At 77.3% G+C, this 21,533-nt stretch carries 2 protein-coding genes; both read right to left on the reverse strand.

The features are described 5' to 3' along the window. Positions 1–60 precede the first annotated feature (60 nt). Positions 61–10,554, reverse strand: coding sequence for an SDR family NAD(P)-dependent oxidoreductase (locus ACZ4K2_RS03915; protein ID WP_467470165.1), 10,494 nt, complete (start codon positions 10,552–10,554; stop codon positions 61–63). A gap of 116 nt (positions 10,555–10,670) precedes the next feature. After that, positions 10,671–21,497, reverse strand: a complete 10,827-nt coding sequence (locus ACZ4K2_RS03920; RefSeq protein ID WP_467470167.1) for an SDR family NAD(P)-dependent oxidoreductase — start codon at positions 21,495–21,497, stop codon at positions 10,671–10,673. Between the last annotated feature and the right edge of the window lie 36 nt (positions 21,498–21,533).

Here is a 21,533-nt window from a genome sequence, read left to right on the forward strand (position 1 = left end):
GTGACGGCCCGGGACGCCCGGTGGGTGCGCCGGGCCGTCGCCGGTCCACGGGTACCGGTCTCAGTCGAGGGCGCCGAGCTCGTCGTCCAGGATGCCGAACAGTTCGTCGGCCGTGGCCGCGTCCAGCCCCGCCCCGCCGCCGTGCCCGGTCCCGGGCTCCCGCCACTCGCCGGTGCCGTCCCACCGGGCGGTGAGGGTGCGCAGCCGGGCGGCCACCCGGGCCCGCTGCTCCTCGTCCGGCGCGGCCGACTCCAGCGCGTCGGCCAGCACCGCCTCCAGGCGCACCACCTCGGCCTCGATGTCGACGAGGTCGCCGGCGGGGTCGCCGCCCAGCTCGGTGAAGAGGTGCCTGGCCAGGGCGTCGGAGGTCGGGTAGTCGAACGTGAGGGTGGTGGAGAGCCGCAGGCCCGTGTCCGCGCCCAGCCGGTTGCGCAGCTCCAGGGCGGCCAGCGAGTCCACGCCCAGGTCGCCCAGCGGGCGCAGCGGGTCGACGGCGCCGCCGGAACCGTGGCCGAGGACGTCGGCGACATGGCCGCACACCGTCTCCACCAGGAGTCGGAGTCCGTCGGCCGCGCCCAGCCGGGACAGCCGCAGGGGAAGCGGTTCGGCGGCCGCCGGGGCCTCGGCGGCCGTGCGGGCGGTGCGCCGTGCGGCCGCGGGGGCGAGACCGCGCACCAGGGCGGGGGCGTCCGCGGTGACCTGGACCCGGACCGGCAGGAGGAGGGCCCGGTCGGTGGCGGAGTCGCCGCCGGCGGCCAGCGCACGGTCGAACAGGGCCAGCGCGCGCTCGGCCGGCAGCGGCAGGATGCCGTCGCGGGCCAGCCGGCGCAGCTCGGTCTCGCCGAGTCCGGCCGCCATGCCCTCCCCCGTGTCCCACAGCCCCCAGCCCAGCGACAGGGCCGGCAGTCCCTCGGCGCGGCGCCGCGCGGCGAGGGCGTCCAGGAAGGCGTTGCCCGCCGCGTAGTTGGCCTGTCCCGCCGCGCCCAGGGTGCCGGCGGCGGAGGAGAACAGGACGAAGGCGGCGAGGCCGAGGTCGCGGGTCAGTTCGTGCAGGTGCCAGGCGGCGTCGGCCTTGGGACGCATCACCGTCTCCAGCCGCTCGGGCGTGAGGTCGCCGAGGAGCCCGTCGTCCAGGACGCCGGCGGCGTGCACCACGGCGGTCAGCGGGTGCCCGGCCGGTACGGACGCCAGCAGGGCCGCCAGTTCGGCGCGGTCGGTGACGTCGCACGCGGCGACGGTCACGGTCGCGCCCAGGGCGCCGAGTTCGTCCAGGAGGCCGGGGTCCGCCAGGCGGCCGGCGCGGCCGGCCAGCAGCAGGTGGCGCACGCCGTGCCGGGTGACCAGGTGCCGGGCCAGCAGCCGGCCGAGGCTGCCGGTGCCGCCGGTGACGAGGACGGTGCCCGCCGGGTCGAGGGCAGGCGCCGGGGCCTGCCCGGGCTCCTCGGCACCGGTCAGTTCCGGCACGTACGCGGTGCCCGTCCGCAGGACGAGTTCCGGGGCGCCGGTGGCGACGGCGGCCGGGAGGACGGATTCCGAGGCCGGGTCGCCGTCGGTGTCGGCGAGCACGAACCGGCCGGGGTGCTCGACGGCCGCCGCCCGGACCAGGCCCCAGACCGCGGCCTGCGCCGGATCGGGCGCGGCACCGGCGGGAACGGCGACGGCGGACCGGGTCAGGACCACCAGCGGCGCGTCGTCCGGCGCGTCGGCGAGGTCCCGGCGCAGGGCGTCGAGGGCCCGTACGGCGGTCGCGCGGGCCACGGCGGGCAGTGCGGCGCCGGGCTCGGGGCCGGCTGCGACGGTCAGGGTGCGGGGCGCGGGCGCGGCGACGCCGGTGGCGAGGGGCAACTCGGTCCACCGCACGCGGAACAGGTCGCCGGGCGCGGGCGCCGCCGCGTCGAGCTGCTCGGCGGTCACCTGGCGGATGCGCAGTGACGCCACCTCGGCCACCGGCGCGCCCGTGCCGTCGTACAGGCGCAGGGTCAGGTGGTCGGGGCCGTGCGGGGTCAGGCGCAGCCGTACCGCGGTGGCCCCGGTGGCGTGGAGGGTGACGCCCTCCCAGGAGAAGGGCAGGGTCATCACGGTCGGGTCCTGGCCGTCGAGCAGGTCGATGGCGTGCAGGGTGGCGTCGAGCAGCGCCGGGTGCAGTCCGAAGCCGGCGGCCGCGTCGGCGTCGGGCAGGGCGAGTTCGGCGCAGACGTCCTCGCCGAGCCGCCAGGCGCCGCGCAGGCAGCGGAACGACGGTCCGTAGTGGTAGCCCTGTTCGGCGAGGTGGTCGTAGGTGCCGCCGACGTCCACGGGGACGGCGCCCGCGGGCGGCCAGTCGGTCACGGCCGCCGGTTCGGGCGCGGTGCGCGGGGCCAGGACGCCGGTGGCGTGCCGGGTCCACTCGCCGTCGGCGCCCTCCGGGCGGGCGTGCACCGTCAGCCGCCGGTACCCGTCGGCGTCCGGGGCGGCGGCGACGACCTGGAGGTGGACGGCGCCCCGCTCGGGCAGGACCAGGGGCCGTTCCAGGGTGAGTTCGGCCACCTGCGGGCAGTGGGCGCGGTCGCCGGCCTGGACGGCCAGCTCGACGAAGGCGCTGCCCGGAACGAGTACGACGCCCGCGACGGCGTGGTCCGCGAGCCAGGGGTGGGTGGCCAGGGAGAGGCGGCCGGTCAGGGCCACGCTGTCGTCGCCGGCCAGCTCCAGGGCCGCGCCGAGCAACGGGTGGCCGGCCGGTGCCTGGCCGAGGCCGCCCGCGTCGGCGACCGCCCCCGGTTCGTCGTCCAGCCACAGCCGCCGCCGCTGGAAGGCGTAGGTCGGCAGGTCGGTACGGCGGGCGTCGGTGCCGGCGAACACCCGCTGCCAGTCGACGGGGACTCCGCGCACCTGGGCGGTGCCGAGCAGGAGCGCGAAGGTCCGCTCCTCGTCGCGGTCCCGGCGCGAGGCGGGCGCGAACACCACCCGTTCGGGGTCGGCCACGGCGTGCGCGCCCATGGCCGACAGGACGGCGTCGGGGCCGAGTTCGAGGAAGGTGCGCACGCCGTCGTCCTCCAGTGTGCGGACGGCGTCGCCGAAGCGGACCGCCTCGCGGACGTGCCGGGCCCAGTACGCGGGGTCGCACAGCTCGTCCTCGCCGGCGCGGGCCCCGGTCACGTCGGAGACCACGGGGATCGCGGGCGGCGCGTAGCGCAGTTCCCGGGCGGTCTTCTCGAACTCCGCCAGCATCGGGTCCATCAGCGGGGAGTGGAAGGCGTGGCTGACCCGCAGCCGCTTGGTGCGGCGGCCGGGGAAGGCCTCGGCCACGGCCAGTACGGCCGCCTCGGTGCCGGAGACGACGACGGCACGGGGCCCGTTGACGGCGGCGACGGACACCTCGGGGCCGAGGTGGGGCAGCACCTCGTCCTCGGTGGCGTCGACGGCGAGCATCGCGCCGCCCTCGGGCAGTTCCTGCATGAGCCGGCCGCGTGCGGTGACCAGCCGGGCGGCGTCCGCCAGGTCCCAGACCCCGGCCACGTGCGCGGCGGTCAGCTCGCCGATGGAGTGGCCGGCCAGCCAGTCCGGGCGGACGCCGTACGACTCCAGCAGCCGGTACAGGGCCGTCTCGACGGCGAACAGGGCGCTCTGCGTGTAGAGGGTGCGGTCGAGGAGGGCCGCCTCGGCGGTGCCGGGCCCGGCCCACATCACGTCCCGCAGCGGGCGGTCGAGGTGGGTGTCGAGCGCCTGGCAGACCTCGTCCAGTGCCTGCCGGAAGGCGGGGTGGGCGGCGTACAGGCCGCGGCCCATGCCCGTTCGCTGGGCGCCCTGGCCGGTGAAGAGGAAGGCGGTCCTGCCGCCGGTGGGGCGGCCGCGGACCACGGTGTCGGCGGCGGAGCCGTCGGCCAGCGCGGCCAGTCCGGCGAGGAGTTCGTCCCGGTCACGGGCGACGACCGCGCCCCGGTGGGTGAGGGCGGCGCGCTGCGTGGCCAGGGAGCGGGCGAGGTCGGGCAGCGGCCGGTCGGCGACCGCGCGCAGCCGTGCGGCCTGCGCGGCCAGGGCTTCGGGGGTGGCGCCGGAGACCACGAGCGGCAGCACCGGGGCCGGTGCCGGGTCCGGGCCGGACGCCGGTTCCTCGGCCGGTGGCTCCTCGATGATGGTGTGGACGTTGGTGCCGCTGATGCCGAACGAGGAGATCCCGGCGCGTCGCGGACGGTCCGTGGCGGGCCACTCCCGCTCCTCCGTCAGCAGACGCACCTGGCCCGCCTCCCAGTCCACCTGGGACGACGGCCGGTCCACGTGCAGCGTCCGCGGCAGCACACCGTGCCGCATCGCCAGCACCATCTTGATCACACCCGCCACACCCGCCGCCGCCTGCGTATGACCGATGTTCGACTTCACCGACCCCAGCCACAACGGCGCATCCGGCGCCCGGTCCTGACCATACGTCGCCAGCAACGCCTGCGCCTCGATCGGATCACCCAGCGTCGTCCCCGTCCCGTGCGCCTCCACCACGTCCACGTCCACCGCCGACAACCGCGCCGCCGACAACGCCTGCCGGATCACCCGCTGCTGCGACGGACCGTTCGGCGCCGTCAACCCGTTCGACGCACCGTCCTGGTTCACCGCCGAACCCCGCACCACCGCCAGCACCGGATGCCCCAGACGCCGCGCGTCCGACAACCGCTCCAGGACGAGCATGCCGGCGCCCTCGGACAGGGCCGTGCCGTCCGCCGCGTCGGCGAAGGACTTGGCGTGGCCGTCGGCGGCGAGGTTGCGCTGCCTGCTGAAGTCCACGAACGTGTCGACGGTCGACATCACGGAGACACCGCCGGCCAGCGCCAGGGTGCACTCGCCCTGCCGCAGCGCCTGCGCGGCCAGGTGCAGCGCCACCAGGGACGAGGAGCAGGCGGTGTCGACGGTGAGGGTCGGGCCCTCCAGGCCGAGCGCGTAGGCGACCCGGCCGGAGGCCACGCTGCCGAGGCTGCCGTTGCCCAGGTAGTCGCGGACGGCCTCGGGAACGCGGTGCAGCCTGCTGCCGTAGTCGTGGTACATGACGCCGGCGAAGACGCCGGTGCGGCTGCCGCGCACGGCGTGCGGGTCGATGCCGGCCCGCTCCAGCGCCTCCCAGGACGTCTCCAGCAGCAGCCGCTGCTGCGGGTCCATGGCGAGGGCCTCGCGGGGGCCGATGCCGAAGAAGTCGGGGTCGAAGTCGGCGGCGTCGTGGAGGAATCCGCCGGACCGGGTCGAGGAGTGCCCCGCCTTGCCCGGCTCCGGGTCGTAGAGTCCGGCCAGGTCCCAGCCGCGGTCGGCGGGGAAGGCGCCGATGCCGTCACCGCCCTCGGCCAGCAGCCGCCACAGGTCCTCGGGGGTGCCGACCCCGCCCGGGTAGCGGCAGGCCATGGCCACGATGGCGATCGGCTCGTCCGCCTCGCGTACGGCGGCCTCGGTGGCGGACTCCGCCTGCTCGCCGAGGAGTTCGGTCCTCAGGTGCCCGACGAGCGCGTCCGCGTCGGGGTAGTCGAAGACCAGGGTGGCGGGCAGGCGCAGGCCGACCGCGGTGCCGAGGCGGTTGCGCAGTTCGACCGCGGTCAGCGAGTCGAAACCGGACTCGCGGAAGGAGCGGCGCGGGTCGAGCACCATGTCGCCGCCGTGTCCGAGCACGGCGGCGACGTGGGTGCGGACCAGTTCCAGCAGGGCGGCGTCGCGTTCGGCCGGGCCGAGGGCGGCCAGCCGGCCGGCGAACGACGAGGCGTCCTGGCGGACGGCGGCGGTGCGGCGGGGGCGGGCGGGCACCAGGCCGCGCAGCACGGCCGGGACGTCGGCGGCGCGGCGCAGCACGGCGAGGTCCAGGCCGACCGGGACCAGCAGCGGCTCGTCCGCGGCCAGGGCGGCGTCGAGCAGCCGCAGGCCGTGCTCGGTGCCGAGGGGCCGCACGCCGGCCCGCGCCATGCGTGCCACGTCGGCGTCGGTGAGGTGGGCGGTCAGTCCGGTGCGCTGCTCCCAGAAGCCCCAGGCGAGGGAGTGCGCGGGCAGGCCGTGGGCGCGGCGGTGGGCGGCCAGCGCGTCGAGGTAGGCGTTGGCGGCGGCGTAGCCGGACTGGCCGGCGCCGTCGACGGTGCCGGCGGCGGAGGAGAACAGGACGAACGCGGCGAGGCCGAGGTTTCGGGTCAGCTCGTGCAGGTGCCGGGCGGCGTCGGCCTTGGGACGCAGGACGGCGGCGAGGCGCTCGGGGGTCTGGTCGGTGATCAGTCCGTCGTCCAGGACGCCGGCGAGGTGGACGACCGCGGTCAGCGGGCGGTCGGCGGGCGTCCGGGCGAGGAGGGCCGCCAGTTGCTCCCGGTCGGCCGCGTCGCAGCGGGCCACGGTGATCTCCGCGTCCAGGTCGGCGAAGTCGTCCGCGGCGGTGCCGCTGCGCCCGGCCAGCACCACCCGGCGCACCCCGTGCCCGGTGACCAGGTGCCGGGCGACCAGGGCGCCGAGCACTCCGGTGCCGCCGGTGATCAGCACGGTGCCGTCCGGGTCGAGGGACGGCGTGCGGTCCCCCGGGGTGGCACGGGCCAGCCGCGGCACGTGCACCGTGCCGCCGCGCAGGGCGAGTTGGGGTTCGCCGCTGGCCGCGGCGGCGGCCACCGCGGCGGCGGTGTCGCCGTCGGGGCAGTCCACGAGCACGAAACGGCCGGGGTGTTCGCCCTGCGCGGCCCGGACCAGGCCCCACACGGCGGCGCCGGCGAGGTCGGTCACGTCCTCCGTGCCGACCGCCACGGCGCCGCGGGTGAGGACCAGCAGCCGGGCCGACGCGGTGCGTTCGTCGGCCAGCCATCGCTGTACGGCGGTGAGCACCCGCTCGGTCGCGCGGTGCGCGTCGCCGGCCGGGTCGTCGCCGCCACCGGCCGGGAGCACCGTCCAGTCGGGCACGCGGTCCGGGACGTCGGCGCCGAGGACGGCGTGGTCGGGTGCCGGTGCGCCGGGCACGGGCAGGGCGGGCCAGTGAAGCCGGTACAGGTCGGCCGGGGCGGTGGCCGGGGTGAGCGCGGCCGGGTCGACCGGCCGGGAGACCAGGGCCTCCACCTCGGCGACGGGGGCGCCCGTGGGGTCGGCGAGCTGGACGGAGAGCGCCTCGTCGCCGTGCAGCCGTACCCGCAGGGCGGTGGCGCCGGCCGCGTGCAGCGAGACGCCGGTCCAGGAGAAGGGCAGCCGGGCGGTGTCCTGGGCGTCGGAGCCGAGGCCGTCGGCGTGCAGCGCGGCGTCGAACAGGGCCGGGTGCAGGGCGAATCCGCCGCCCTCACCGGGCAGTTCGACCTCCGCGAAGGTCTCATCGCCGCGGCGCCAGGCGGCGCGCAGGCCCTGGAAGGCGGGCCCGTAGTGGTAGCCGAGCGCGGCCAGCCGGTCGTAGGCGTCCTCGACGGGCAGGGGGTGCGCGCCCGGGGGCGGCCAGGCCGTGAGGTCGAAGGCGGGCGGGGCGGTGCGCGGGGCGAGCAGTCCGGTGGCGTGCGGGGTCCAGGCGGTGTCGTCCGCGCCCTCGGGGCGGGAGTGCACGGTCAGCGCGCGGTGTCCGGTGCCGTCGGCTGCGGCCACGTGGAGCTGGAGCCGGACCGCACCGCGTTCGGGCAGCACCAGCGGTGTCTGGAGGGTGAGTTCGGCCAGGTGCTCGCAGCCGAGGTCGTGGCCCGCGCCGAGCGCGAGCTCGACCAGGGCGGTGCCGGGCAGCAGGGTGGTGCCGGACACGGCGTGGTCGGCCAGCCAGGGCTGGGTGGCGGCCGAGAGGCGGCCGGTGAACAGGGTGCCGCCATCGGCGACCGGGACGGCCGCGCCCAGCAGCGGGTGGCCGGTGGTCTCCAGGCCGGCGGCGGTGACGTCACCGGTGCCGGCGGACCGGCCGAGCCAGTAGGTGTCGCGCTGGAAGGCGTAGGTGGGCAGGTCGGCGGGGCGTACCGGCAGGCCGTCGAAGACGGGCGACCAGTCGACCGGGAGGCCGGCCGTGAACGCCTCGCCCAGGGCTGCCAGGACGCGCTCGGGGCCGCCGTTGTCGCGTTGCAGCGAGCCGAGGCCGGTGACGTCGGCGCCCGCGGCGTCGGCGGTCTCCTCGACGCTGTGCAGGAGCACGGGGTGCGGGCTGCACTCGACGAACACCCCGTACCCGGCCTCCAGCAGGGTCCGCGTGGTCGGCTCGAACAGCACGCTCTGGCGCAGGTTGGTGTACCAGTAGCCGGCGTCCAGGCCGGTGGTGTCGAGCCGGGCGCCGGTGACGGTGGAGTAGAACGGCACCTCGGCGGGCCGGGCCCGCACGCCGGCCAGGTCGGCGAGGAGCCGCTCCCGGATCGACTCGACGTGGGCGCTGTGCGAGGCGTAGTCCACCGGGAGCCGCTTGGCGCGGCCGCCGCCCGCGACGATCGTCTCGCGGAGCGCGTCGAGGGCGTCGGCGTCGCCGGACAGCACCACGGAGGAGGCGCCGTTGACGGCGGCCACCGAGACCCGGCCGTCGTGCTCCGCGAGGAGCTCGCGCACCCGGGCCTCGGGCAGGGCCACCGACATCATGCCGCCGCGGCCGGACAGTCCGTCGGCGATGGCCCGGCTGCGCAGGGCCACGACGCGGGCGCCGTCGGCGAGGGAGAGCGCGCCGGCCACACAGGCCGCGGCGATCTCGCCCTGGGAGTGGCCGATGACGGCGGCGGGCCGGATGCCGTGCGCGCGCCACACCTCGGCGAGCGACACCATGATCGCCCACAGCACGGGCTGGACGACGTCCACCCGCTCCAGGGGCCGCCGGGCGCGCACGGTCTCCAGCAGGTCCCAGTCGGTGACGGGGGCGAGGGCCGCGGCGCAGTCCGCCATGCGCGCGGCGAACGCGGGCGAGGTGTCGAGCAGGTCGGCGGCCATGCCGGCCCACTGGGAGCCCTGGCCGGGGAAGACGAAGGCGATGCGGGACTCCCCCGCCGGCCTGCCGCGCACCACGTTGGGCGCGGTGCCGCCCTCGGCGAGCGCGGTCAGGCCCGCGGTGAGGGCGGGCAGGTCGGCGCCGGTGACGACGGCCCGTTCGGTCAGGGCGGCGCGCCCGGTGGCGAGGGTGTGGGCGATGTCGGGGACGGGGTCGGGGGCCGTGCCGAGGTGGTCGAGGAGGAGGCGGGCCTGGGCGGCGAGGCCCTGTTCGCCCTGGCCGGACAGCACCAGCGGCAGGGGCCCGGTCCAGGCGGGCTCGGCCGCCCGCGCCTCGGGCTCGGGGGCGGCCTCGACGATGACGTGGGCGTTGGTGCCGCTGATGCCGAAGGAGGACACGGCGGCGCGGCGGGGCTCGCCGGCGTCGGGCCAGTCACGGGCCTCGGCGAGCAGTTCCACGGCGCCCGCCGTCCAGTCGACCTGGGACGTGGGGCGGTCGGCGTGCAGGGTCCTGGGCAGCCGGCCGTGCCGCATGGCCATCACCATCTTGATGACGCCGGCGACCCCGGCGGCGGCCTGGGTGTGCCCGATGTTGGACTTCACCGAGCCGAGCCACAGGGGTTCGGCGCGGTCCTGGCCGTAGGTGGCGAGCAGGGCCTGGGCCTCGATCGGGTCGCCGAGCGGGGTGCCGGTGCCGTGGGCCTCGACGGCGTGCACCTGGTCGGGCCGGAGGCGGGCGTTGGCGAGCGCGGCCCGGATGACACGCTGCTGGGAGGGGCCGTTGGGGGCGGTCAGGCCGTTGGAGGCGCCGTCCTGGTTGACGGCCGAGCCGCGCACCACGGCCAGCACGCGGTGCCCGTTGCGGCGGGCGTCGGAGAGCCGCTCCAGCAGGAGCAGGCCCACGCCCTCGCCCCAGCCGGTGCCGTCGGCGCCCTCGGCGAAGGACTTGCAGCGGCCGTCCTCGGCGAGGCCGCGCTGCCGGGAGAAGTCGATGAAGGTGTCGGGGGTGGACATGACGGTCACGCCGCCCGCGAGGGCGAGGCCGCACTCGCCGGTGCGCAGCGCCTGCACCGCGAGGTGGAGGGCGACGAGCGAGGAGGAGCAGGCGGTGTCGACGGTGACGGCCGGACCCTCCAGGCCGAGGACGTAGGAGACGCGGCCGGAGGCGACGCTGCCCAGGTTGCCGTTGCCGAGGTAGCCCTCCACGCCTTCGGGGACCTCGGTGAGCCAGCTCCCGTAGTCGTGGTACATGACGCCCGCGTAGATGCCGGTGCGGCTGCCCTTGAGGCTGTGCGGGTCGATCCCGGCGCGTTCGAACGCCTCCCAGGCGGTCTCCAGCAGCAGGCGCTGCTGCGGGTCCATGGCGAGGGCCTCGCGCGGGCTGATGCCGAAGAACCCGGGGTCGAACCCGGCCGCGTCGTACAGGAACCCGCCCTCGCGGACGTGGGTCCTGCCGGGGGCGTCGGGGTCGGGGTCGTAGATGCCCTCGGTGTCCCAGCCGCGGTCCTCGGGGAAGCCGCCCACGGCGTCCGTGCCGGTGTCGACCAGCCGCCACAGGTCCTCGGGGGTGCCGACGCCGCCGGGGTAGCGGCAGCTCATGGCGACGATCGCGACGGGCTCCTGCGCCGCCTCGGTGATCTCGGAGTTCTGCCGGCGCAGCCGCTCGTTCTCGAGCATTGACTCGCGCAGCGCCTCGACGATCTGCTCGACGGATGTGTCCACGGTCGGTGTCGCTCCCTGCTGGCTCGGCGGCGCTGGTGACGCGGTGGAGGGTGCGCCTGGATCGGGGTGGTGGCCCGGCGCCGGACGCGGCGCGTCGTCCGGGGCCGGGGGCGGGGTCACTGGCCGCCGCTGCGGTCGAGGGCGGCGCGCACCAGGTCGGCCACGGCCATGGACTTGATGTCCAGGGCGCGGTCGGGGGCGGGCTCCGGGGCCCGCTCGGACAGCTTCAGCAGGCTGTCGAGCAGGCCGGCCTCGCGGATGCGGGCGACGGGGATACGGGAGATCAGGGTGTGCAGTTCGTCGTCGCCGCGCCCCGCCGCGCCGTCGGCGGTGTCCCCGGTGTCCGGCAGGAGCCGTTCGAGGAGGTGGCCGGCGAGCGCCGCCGGGGTGGCGTAGTCGAAGATCAGCGTGGACGGCAGGCGCAGTCCGCTGACCGCGTTCAGCCGGTTGCGCAGTTCGACGGCGGCGAGCGAGTCGAAGCCCAGCTCGGTGAAGGCGCGGCGCGGCTCGACGGCGGCGGGTCCGGCGTGCCCGAGGACGGCGGCGACCTCGGTGCGCACGGCTTCCAGCACGGTGTGCTCGTGGTCGGCGGCGGGCAGTTCGGCCAGCCGCTCCGCCAGGCCGCGAGCCTGGTCGTCGCGGCCGGGGCGGACGCCGGCGAGGGCGCGCAGGACGGGCGGGAGGTCGTCGCCGCGGCGGCGCAGGGCGGCGGTGTCCAGCCGTACGGGCACCAGGGCGGGGGCGCCGCAGGCCACGGCGGCGTCGAACAGGTCCAGGCCCTCCTCCGGGTCGAGCGCGCCGATGCCGGAGCGTTCGATGCGCTGGACCTCGGCCGCGTCGAGGGCGGCGCCCATGCCGCCGCCGGACCACAGGCCCCAGGCGAGGGAGGTGGCGGGCAGGCCGAGGGCGGCGCGGTGGCCGGCCAGGGCGTCCAGGAAGACGTTGGCGGCGGCGTAGTTGCCCTGGCCGGAGGCGTCCAGGGTGCCGGCGGCGGAGGAGAACAGCACGAAGTGGGCGAGTTCCCGGTCCTTGGTGAGTTCGTGCAGGTGCCAGGCGGCGTCCGCCTTGGGCCGCAGGACGGTGTCGAGGCGCTCGGGGGTGAGCGAGGCGATCAGTCCGTCGTCGAGGACGCCCGCGGTGTGCACGACGCTGTCGACGGGGTGCGCGTCGAGCAGGGCGGCGAGCGCGGTGCGGTCGGCGACGTCGCAGGCGACGATCCCGGCGTCGGCGCCGGCCGCCCGCAGGTCCGCGAGCAGCCGGTCGGCGCCGGGTGCCCCGGGGCCGCGGCGGCTCGTGAGCACCAGGCGGGTGACGCCGTGCCGGGTGGCCAGGTGGCGGGCGACCAGGGCGCCGAGTCCGCCGGTGCCGCCGGTGACGAGGACGGTGCCCCAGGGCCGGGCGGCCGCCGGGGAGTCGTCGGCGCGGGCCAGGCGGGGGGCGTGGGCCCGGCCGTCCCGCCAGGTGACCTCCGCTTCCCCGGAGTCGAGGAGGGCGGCCAGCGCGGCCCGGTCCGGCACCGGGCCGTCGGGCGCGGTCCGGCTGACGAGGAGGATGCGGCCGGGGTCCTCGGCCTGCGCGGCCCGTACCAGTCCGTGCACGGCGGCGTCGGCGAGGCCGCCCCCGGTGAGGACGACCAGCGTCGAACCGGCGTACCGCTCCCCGGCCGACCACTCCCGCAGGGTCTCCAGGGTGCGGGCCAGCAGCTCCCGCACCGTGCGGGGCAGTCGCGCGCCCTCGGTGTGCGGGGCGGTGGCGGGCAGGATCACCACGTCGGGCACGGTGTCGCCGAGCGTGCCGAGCCCGGTGTGCGCGGGCGCGCCGAGGCCGAGATCGTCGTCGCCGAGGACCGCCCAGGTACGGCGGTCGGGGCGGCCGGCGGTCTCGGGCAGCGGCTCGTCGGTGACGGTGTACAGGTGGCGGCGGCGCCGGGTGAGCCGGTCGGCGGTGACCGGGCGGGTGACGTACGACGCGACGGTGGCGAGGGGCCGGCCCTCGGTGTCCGCCAGTTCGATGCGGGTGCCGTCGGGGCCGGGGGTGACCCGGACGCGGGCGGCGCGGGCGCCCTGGGCGTGTGCGGTGACCCCGGTCCAGGCGAAGGGCAGCGCGAGGGCGCCGGACGGCTCGCCGGGCGCGTCGTCCAGGAGGGAGGTGACGTGCAGGGCGGAGTCCAGCAGTGCCGGGTGCAGGGTGTGCCGGGCGGCGTCCTGCTCGGTGCCCGCGGGCAGTTCGAGTTCGGCGAGGAGGGTGTCGCCGTGGCGCCAGGCCGCCCGTACGCCGCGGAACACCGGGCCGTAGTCGTAGCCCTCGGCGTGCAGGCGCGGGTAGAGCCCGGTGACGTCGAGCGGGGCGGCGCCGGGCGGGGGCCAGGCGGCGGACGCGGCCGGGGCCGGGGTGGCGCGGTCGGTGAGGGCGCCGGTGGCGTGCCGCGTCCACTCCTCGTCGGCGGGTGCGTTCTCGGGGCGCGAGTGGATCTCGACGGTGCCGTCGGTGCCGGCGGCGACCTGGAGGCGTACGGCGGTGTCCGCGTCCAGCACCAGCGGGCTGTGCAGGGTCAGTTCCTCCAGGACCGGCCGCCCGGTGAGGCGTCCGGCGTGCAGGGCGAGGTCGACCAGGGCGGCGCCGGGCACCAGGACGGTGCCGAGCACGGCGTGTTCGGCGAGGACCGGGTGGGTGGCGGTGGAGATGCGGCCGGTGAGCAGCAGGCCCCGGTCGCCGGGCAGGTCCAAGCGGGCGCTGACCAGGGGGTGGCCGGCGCCGGCGAGGCCGTGTCCGGCTGCGTCGCCGGCCGCGGCGGTGGCCGTGGGCAGCCAGTAGGGGCGGTGGTCGAAGGCGTAGGTGGGCAGGTCGGCGGGGCGGCCGGCGTACCCGTCGTACAGGACGGACCAGTCGACGTCCGCGCCGCGGGTGTGGACGGCGGCCAGGGCGGCGAGCAGGCCGGGGAGCTGAGGGGTGTCCTTGCGGGCGGTGGGGACGAAGGCGGTGCCGTCGGCGTCGGGCAGGCAGTCGGGGCCCAGGGCGGTGAGGACGGGGGCGGCGCCGAGTTCCAGGAAGGTGTCGGCGCCCTTCGCGGCGAGGGCGGCGACGGCGTCCGCGAAGCGCACGGTGTGCCGGACGTGCCGTACCCAGTAGTCGGCGGAGCCCAGTTCGGCGGCGGAGGCCGGGGCGCCGGTGAGGGTGGAGACGATCGGCACCTCCGGTTCCGCCGCCTCGATGCCGCTCATGACCTCCCGGAACCCGGCCAGCATGGGTTCCATGCGCGGGGAGTGGAAGGCGTGCGAGACGCGCAGTCTGCGGGTGGTCGGGAAGCGGGCGGCGACCGCGGTGACGGCGTCCTCGTCGCCGGAGACGACCACGGCGCGCGGGCCGTTGACGGCGGCGATCGCGCACCGCCCGTCCAGCAGCGGTGCGACCTCCTCCTCGGTCGCCTGTACGGCGATCATCGCGCCGCCTGCGGGCAGTTCCTGCATGAGCCGGCCCCGGGCGGCGACGGCGGTGACGGCGTCCTGGAGCGACCACACGCCCGCGACGTGCGCGGCGGCGAACTCGCCGACGGAGTGGCCGGCCAGCCAGTCGGGGCGCAGGCCGAAGGACTCCAGCAGCCGGTAGAGGGCGACCTGCGTGGTGAACAGGGCGGCCTGGGTGTAGGCGGTCTGCTCCAGGGTCTCGGCGTCGTCGCCGAGGACGACCTCGGCGAGCGGCCGTTCCAGGTGCTTGTCGAAGAGCGCGGCGACGCGGTCGAAGTGCTCGGCGTAGCCGGGGAAGGCGTCGTACCAGTCGCGGCCCATGCCGGGGCGCTGGGCGCCCTGGCCGGAGAACAGGTAGGCCAGGGTGCCGTCGGTGACGGAGCCGGTGACGAGCAGGCCGGGTGCCTCGGCGCCGCGGGCCAGGGCGTCCAGCGCGGTGGCGGCCTGGTCGGCGCCGGTCGCGAGGAGCACGGCGCGGTGCGGGTGGGTGGCGCGGGTGGTGGCCAGGGCCAGGCCGAGGTCGGCGGGGGCGGTGCCGGTCAGCTCCCGCAGGCGCCGGGCCTGGCCGCGCAGGGCTTCGGGCGACCGGGCGGAGACGGGGAGCGCGAGGAGCGGCGGGGCGGTGGCGGGGTCGGCGGCCGCGGGCTCCGGTTCGGTGGACTCCTCCAGGATGACGTGGGCGTTGGTGCCGCTGATCCCGAACGAGGACACGCCCGCGCGCCGGGGCCGGCCGGCCCGGGGCCACGGCCGCTGTTCGGTGAGGAGGGCGACCGCTCCGGTGCTCCAGTCGACCTGGTGCGAGGGCTCGTCCACGTGCAGGGTCTTGGGCAGGACGCCGTGGCGCATCGCCATGACCGTCTTGATGATGCCCGCGACACCGGCGGCGGCCTGGGTGTGCCCCATGTTGGACTTGACGGAGCCCAGCCACAGGGGTTCGGTGCGGTCCTGGCCGTAGGCGGCGAGGAGGGCCTGGGCCTCGATCGGGTCGCCGAGGGTGGTTCCGGTGCCGTGCGCCTCGACGGCGTCGACGTCGGCCGGGGTGAGTCCGGCGGCGGCCAGCGCGGCGCGGATGACGCGCTGCTGGGAGGGGCCGTTGGGGGCGGTCAGGCCGTTGGAGGCGCCGTCGGAGTTGACGGCGGAGCCCCGGACCACGGCGAGCACGCGGTGGCCGCTCCGGCGGGCGTCCGAGAGGCGCTCGACGACGAGCATGCCGGCGCCCTCGCCCCAGCCGGTGCCGTCGGCGGCCGCGGCGAAGGACTTGCAGCGGCCGTCGGCGGCCAGTCCGCGCTGCCGGGCGAAGTCGACGAAGGTGTCCGGTGTCGACATGACGGTGACGCCGCCGACCAGGGCGAGGTCGCACTCGCCCTGGCGCAGGGCCTGGGCCGCCAGGTGCAGGGTGACCAGCGAGGAGGAGCAGGCGGTGTCGACGGTGACGGCCGGTCCCTCCAGGCCCAGGGCGTAGGCGACGCGGCCGGAGACGACGCTGCCGAGGCTGCCGTTGCCGAGGTAGGCGGCGAGGTCCTCGGGGACGTCGGCGAGCCAGGTGCCGTAGTCGTGGTACATGACGCCGGCGAAGACACCGGTGCGGGTGCCGCGCAGGCGGTGGGGGTCGATGGAGGAGCGTTCCAGCGCCTCCCAGGACACCTCGAGCAGGATCCGCTGCTGCGGGTCCATGGCGGTGGCCTCGCGGGGTCCGATGCCGAAGAAGCCGGGGTCGAACTCGGCGGCGTCGTACAGGAAGGAGCCCTCGCGGGTGTAGGTGCGGCCCGGGGTGCCCGGCTCCGGGTCGTACAGCGCCTCGGTGTCCCAGCCGCGGTCCGCCGGGAAGCCGCCGACCGCGTCGGTCCCGTCGGCGACGAGCCGCCACAGGTCCTCCGGGGAGCGGACCCCGCCGGGGTAGCGGCAGCCCATGCCGACGATGACGATCGGGTCGTCGTCGGCCGTGGCGCGGGCGGCGGGGGCGGCGGTCGCCCGCTCGCCGGTGCCGAACAGCGTGTCGCGGATGTGGGCGGCGAGGGCCCGGGAGGTGGGGTGGTCGAAGACGAGGGTGGCGGGCAGCCGCAGTCCGGTGCCGGTGTTGAGGCGGTTGCGCAGTTCGACGGCGGCGAGCGAGTCGAAGCCGAGGTCGGTGAAGGCGCGGCCGGGGTCGACGGCGGACGGGCCGTCGTGCCGGAGCACGGCCGCCACCTCGGTGCGCACGAGGTCCAGCAGGGCGCGGTCGCGGTCGGCGGGGGGCAGCGCGGCGAGCCCGTCGTGCGCGGGCCGCGCGGGGGCGGTGCTCGCCGCGGTCCGGCGGGCGGCCGGGCGGACCAGGGTGGTCAGCAGCGGTGGTACGCCGTCGGGGCGGCGGCGTACGGCGGCGGCGTCGATCTCCACCGGCACCAGGTGGGGTGCGCGGGTGCGGAGGGCGGCGTCGAACAGCTCCAGGGAGCGTGCGGCGGTCAGCCCGGGGACGCCGTGGCCGGCGATGCGCTCGCGCGCGGTGTCGTCGAGGGCGGCGCCCATGCCGCTGTCGGTGGCCCACAGCCCCCAGGCGAGCGCGGTGGCCGGCAGGCCGAGGGCGGCGCGGTGCTCGGCGAGGGCGTCCAGGTAGGCGTTGGCGGCGGCGTAGTTGCCCTGGCCGGGGCCGTCGAGGACGGCGGCGAGGGAGGAGAACAGCACGAAGCGGGCGAGGTCGCGGTCCCGGGTCAGCTCGTGCAGGTGCCAGGCGCCGCGGGCCTTGGCGTGGAAGACCTCGTCCACCATCGCGTCGGTAAGGGTGTCCACGATGCCGTCGCGGACCGTGCCGGCCGCGTGGACGACGGAGTCCACGGGGTGGGCGTCGAGGAGCCGGCGCAGCGCCTCGCGGTCGCCCACGTCGCAGGCGGCCACGGTGACCTCGGCGCCGAGCGCGGTGAGTTCGGCGTGCAGTGCGGGTGCCGTGCCCCGGCGGCTCGCGAGCACCATGCGGCGCACGCCGTGGGCGCGGACCAGGTGCAGGGCGAGCAGGGCGCCGAGGCCGCCGGTGCCGCCGGTGACGAGCACGGTGCCCCAGTCGGCGGCGGGTTCCTCCCCGGCCGGCTGCGCGGTCAGCCGTGGTACGGCGAACCGGCCGTCGGCCAGGGAGAGTTCGGGTTCGCCGGTGGCGAGGACGCGGCGCAGGTCGGCGTCGGAGGGCAGGGTCTCGTGCTCGACGAGGACGTGGCGGCCGGGGTTCTCGGCCTGGGCGGAGCGGACCAGGCCGCGGACGGCGGCGTGGGCCGGGCTGCCGGGCGGGGTGACCACGACGAGCCGGGTGGCGGAGGTCCGTTCGTCCGTCTGCCAGGTGCGTAGCAGCCGCAGGACGTGGTGGACGTGGGCGCGCGCGTCGTCGGCGGCGGCGCCCGCCGGGCCGGGCACGCGGTGCACGACGGCGTCCGGGACGGGGCCGTCGAACAGGGCGTCGGCCCCGTCGGCCGCGCCGTCCAGGGTGGCGATGCGCAGGGGTGCGGTGGTCGCCGGTCGGGGGTGCGGCGACCACCGCACGGCGTACAGGACATCGCTGTCCGGTACGGGCCGGGAGGTCAGGGCCTCGATGTCGGCCACCGGGGCGCCGGTGGTGTCGGCGAGGCGGACGCCGATGGTGTCGCCGCCGCCGCGGGTGATCTTGACGCGGAGGGCGGCGGCGCCGGTCGCGTGCAGGGTGACGCCGCTCCAGGCGAACGGCACGAGCACCTCGGGGCGCGGCGGGGCGCCGAGGTCGGCGGCGTGCAGCGCGGCGTCGAGGAGCGCGGGGTGCAGCCCGAACCCGGCCGCGTCGGCGGCGGTGTCCTCGGGCAGGGCGACCTCGGCGTAGACGTCGTCGCCGTGCCGCCAGGCGGCGCGCAGGCCCTGGAAGGCGGGCCCGTACCCGTAGCCCTGGCCGGCGAGGTCGGCGTAGACGCCCGTGGTGTCGAGCGGCCGGGCGTCCGGCGGCGGCCAGGTGGTCGGGTCCGGCGCGGCGGCCGGGGCGGTGGCCGTGGCGGTGAGGACGCCGGCGGCGTGCTGGGTCCAGGGGGCCGCCTCGTCGGGGCGGGTGTGGACGGTGACGCCGCGGCGGCCGGAGGCGTCGGGTTCGCCGACGGCGACCTGGACGGCGACGTCCTCGTCGGGGCGCAGCACGAGCGGGGCGCCGAGGGTCAGTTCCTCCAGGGTGTGCGCGCCGGCGTGGTCGCCCGCGCGCAGGGCGAGTTCGACGAAGGCGGTGCCGGGGAACAGCACCCGTCCGGCGATGACGTGGTCGGCGAGCCAGGGCTGGGTGCGGGTGGAGAGCCGCCCGGTGAGGACGACGCCCTCGGCGCCGACGGCCACCACGGCCGCGAGCAGCGGGTGGCCGGCGGGGAGCTGGCCGAGGCCGGCGGCGTCGGTGGCGGTGCTCTGCTCCAGCCAGAAGCGGCGCCGCTGGAACGGGTAGGGCGGCAGGTCGACGCGGCGTCCGCCGAGGCTCGTGAAGTGCCGCCGCCAGTCGACGGGGACGCCCCGGGCGTGGGCGGCGGCGAGCGCGGTGAGGGCCTCGCGCGCCTCGGGCCGCTCGCGCCGCAGCACCGGCAGGAAGGCCGTGCCGGGTGCGTCGGTGCAGTCGGGGCCCATGGCGGACAGCACCGCGTCGGGGCCGATCTCCAGGAACGTGCGCACCCCGCCGTCGGCGAGCGTGCGCACGGCGTCGTGGAAGCGGACCCGGGCCCGGACGTGCTCCACCCAGTACTCGGGGTCGCCGAGTTCGGAGGTGACGGGGGCGCCGGTGACGGTCGAGACGACCGGCAGCCTGGGCTCGGCGTAGTCCAGGACGTGGGCGATCCGCCGGAACTCGGCCAGCATCGGTTCCATGAGAGGCGAGTGGAAGGCGTGGCTCACCCGCAGGCGCTTGGTGTCGTGGCCGCGCGCGGCGAGTTCGGCGGCGATGCGCTCCGCGTCGGCCGCGTCGCCGGAGACGACGACGGCGGCGGGCCCGTTGACGGCGGCGATGCCGGTGCGCTCCGTGAGCAGGGGCGTCACCTCGTCCTCGGCGGCGCGTACGGCGATCATGGCGCCGCCCTCGGGGAGCCGCTGCATGAGCCGGCCGCGGGCGGCGACCAGGATCGTGGCGTCCTGGAGGGTGAGGACCCCGGCCACGTGGGCGGCGGCGATCTCGCCGACGGAGTGCCCGGCGAGCTGGTCCGGGGCGAGGCCCCAGCTCTCCAGCAGGCGGTACAGGGCGACCTCGACGGCGAACAGGGCGGGCTGCGCGTACTCGGTGCGGTCCAGCAGCGCGGCCTCGGGGGTGCCGGGCGCGGCGAACAGGACGTCCTTCAGCGGCCGGTCCAGCAGGAGGTCGAAGTGGGCGCAGACGTCGTCCAGGGCGCTCTCGAACGCGGGGTGGGCGGCGGCGAGTTCGCGGCCCATGCCGGGGCGCTGGCTGCCCTGTCCGGTGAACAGGAAGCCGAGTTCGCCGTCGGCGCGCGCGGTGCCCGGTGTGGCGCCGGCGGCCAGGTCGTGCAGGGCGGCGCGGAGTTCGGCGCGGTCGGCGGCGACGAGGACGGCCCGGTCGGGCAGGGCGGCCCGGGTGGTGGCCAGCGAGTGGGCGAGGTCGAGGGGGTCGGCCGTGTCCACCAGGGGCAGCAGGTCGGCGGCGCGGGCCCGCAGCGCGGCCTCGCCGCGGGCGGACAGGGCGAAGGGCAGCGGTGCGCCGCCGGGCCGGAACGGGCCGTCGGCCCCGGGGGCCGCGCCTTCCGGAACACCCGGTGCTTCCGGCACGTCCGGTGCTTCGGGTGCGCCGCCGTCCGCCGGGGTCCGGCGCCGGGCGGGGACTCCGGCCGCGGGCTCCCGCGGCTGCGGGGCGTCGTCCTCCGCGGGTTCCGGCTGTTCCAGGATCACGTGGGCGTTGGTGCCGCTGACCCCGAACGACGACACGCCCGCCCGCCGGGGCCGGCCGGCCCGGGGCCAGGGGCGTTCCTCGGTGACGAGTTCCACCGCCCCGGCCGACCAGTTGACGTGCGGGGTGGGCGCGTCGACGTGCAGGGTCGCCGGTATCCGCCCGTGGCGCATGGCGAGGATGGTCTTGATCAGGCCCGCGGCGCCGGCGGCGGCCTGGGTGTGCCCGAGGTTGGACTTGACCGAGCCGAGGAGGAGCGGCGCGTCGGCCGGGCGGCCCCGGCCGTAGGTGGCGAGCAGCGCGGTGGCCTCGATGGGGTCGCCGAGGCGGGTGCCGGTGCCGTGCGCCTCCACCACGTCGACGTCGGCGGCGGTGAGGCCGGCGTCCGCCAGCGCGCTGCGGATCAGCCGCTGCTGGGAGGTGCCGTTGGGCGCGGTCAGGCCGTTGGACGCGCCGTCCTGGTTCACGGCGGAGCCGGCCACGACGGCCAGCACCCGGTGCCCGTTGCGGCGGGCGTCGCTCAGCCGCTCCAGGACGAGCACGCCGACGCCCTCGGCGAATCCGGTGCCGTCCGCGGCGGCGGCGAACGCCTTGCAGCGGCCGTCGGCCGCGAGACCGCGCTGCCGGCTGAAGGCGGTGAAGACGCCGGGGCCGCCCATCACGGCCACCCCGCCGGCGAGCGCGAGCGAGGACTCGCCCTGCCGCAGCGAGCGGCACGCCAGGTGTACGGCGACCAGGGAGGCGGAGCAGGCGGTGTCGACGGTGACCGCCGGTCCTTCGGCGCCGAGCACGTAGGCGACCCGGCCGGAGATGACGCTGTTCGCGTTCCCGGCGAGCAGGTAGGCGTCGAGGCCGTCCGGGGCCTCGTGCAGGCGGGGGCCGTACTCCTGGATCTCGGCGCCGAAGAACATGCCGGCCGGGGTGCCGCGCAGCGCCGTGGGGTCGATGCCCGCGTCCTCCAGTGCCTGCCAGGAGGTCTCCAGAACGAGCCGCTGCTGCGGGTCCATGCCGAGCGCCTCGCGCGGGCTGATGCCGAAGAAGTCGGCGTCGAACTCGGTTGCGGTGTCGAGGAATCCGCCGCTGCGGACGTAGGTGCTGCCGGGCACCTCGGGGTCCTCGTCGTAGAGGGCGTCCAGGTCCCAGCCGCGGTCCTGGGGGAACCCGGACAGCACCTCGCCGCCCTCGGTCAGCAGCCGCCACAGGTCGGCGGGCGAGGAGATGCCGCCGGGGAACCGGCAGCCGATGCCGACCACGGCGACCGGTTCGTCGGCGGGGCGGCCGGCGGCCGGTGCGGGGTGCTCACGGGACTCGGGCTCCCGGCCGTTCACCTCGGCGAGCAGCCGGGCGGCCAGCTCGTGGACGGTCGGGCAGTCGTAGGCGAGGCCGACGGGCAGGTCGAGACCGGTGTGCTCGGTCAGCCGCCGGTGCAGGTCCACCGCGGCGAGCGAGTCGAGTCCCTGGGCCGCGAAGGGGGCGGCCGGGTCGAGGGAGTCCACGGTGCCCGGCCGGGCCGCCTCGATCGCCTCGGTCACGGCGGTCCGTACCAGTTCGGTGACCAGCCTGCGGTGCTGGGACGGTACGGCCGTGGCGAGCCGCCGTGCCAGAGCTGAGTCGTGTCCGGGCCCGTTCATCCACGCATCTCCACTTTCGGCCGACACCGGTTTTCC

This window comes from Streptomyces sp. NPDC025833 (genome assembly GCF_055558055.1).

What these genes read in the sequence shown, in the direction of transcription:
- ACZ4K2_RS03920 (WP_467470167.1), bottom strand. Translation starts at nt 21,497, where the DNA reads ATGAACGGGCCCGGACACGACTCAGCTCTGGCACGGCGGCTCGCCACG.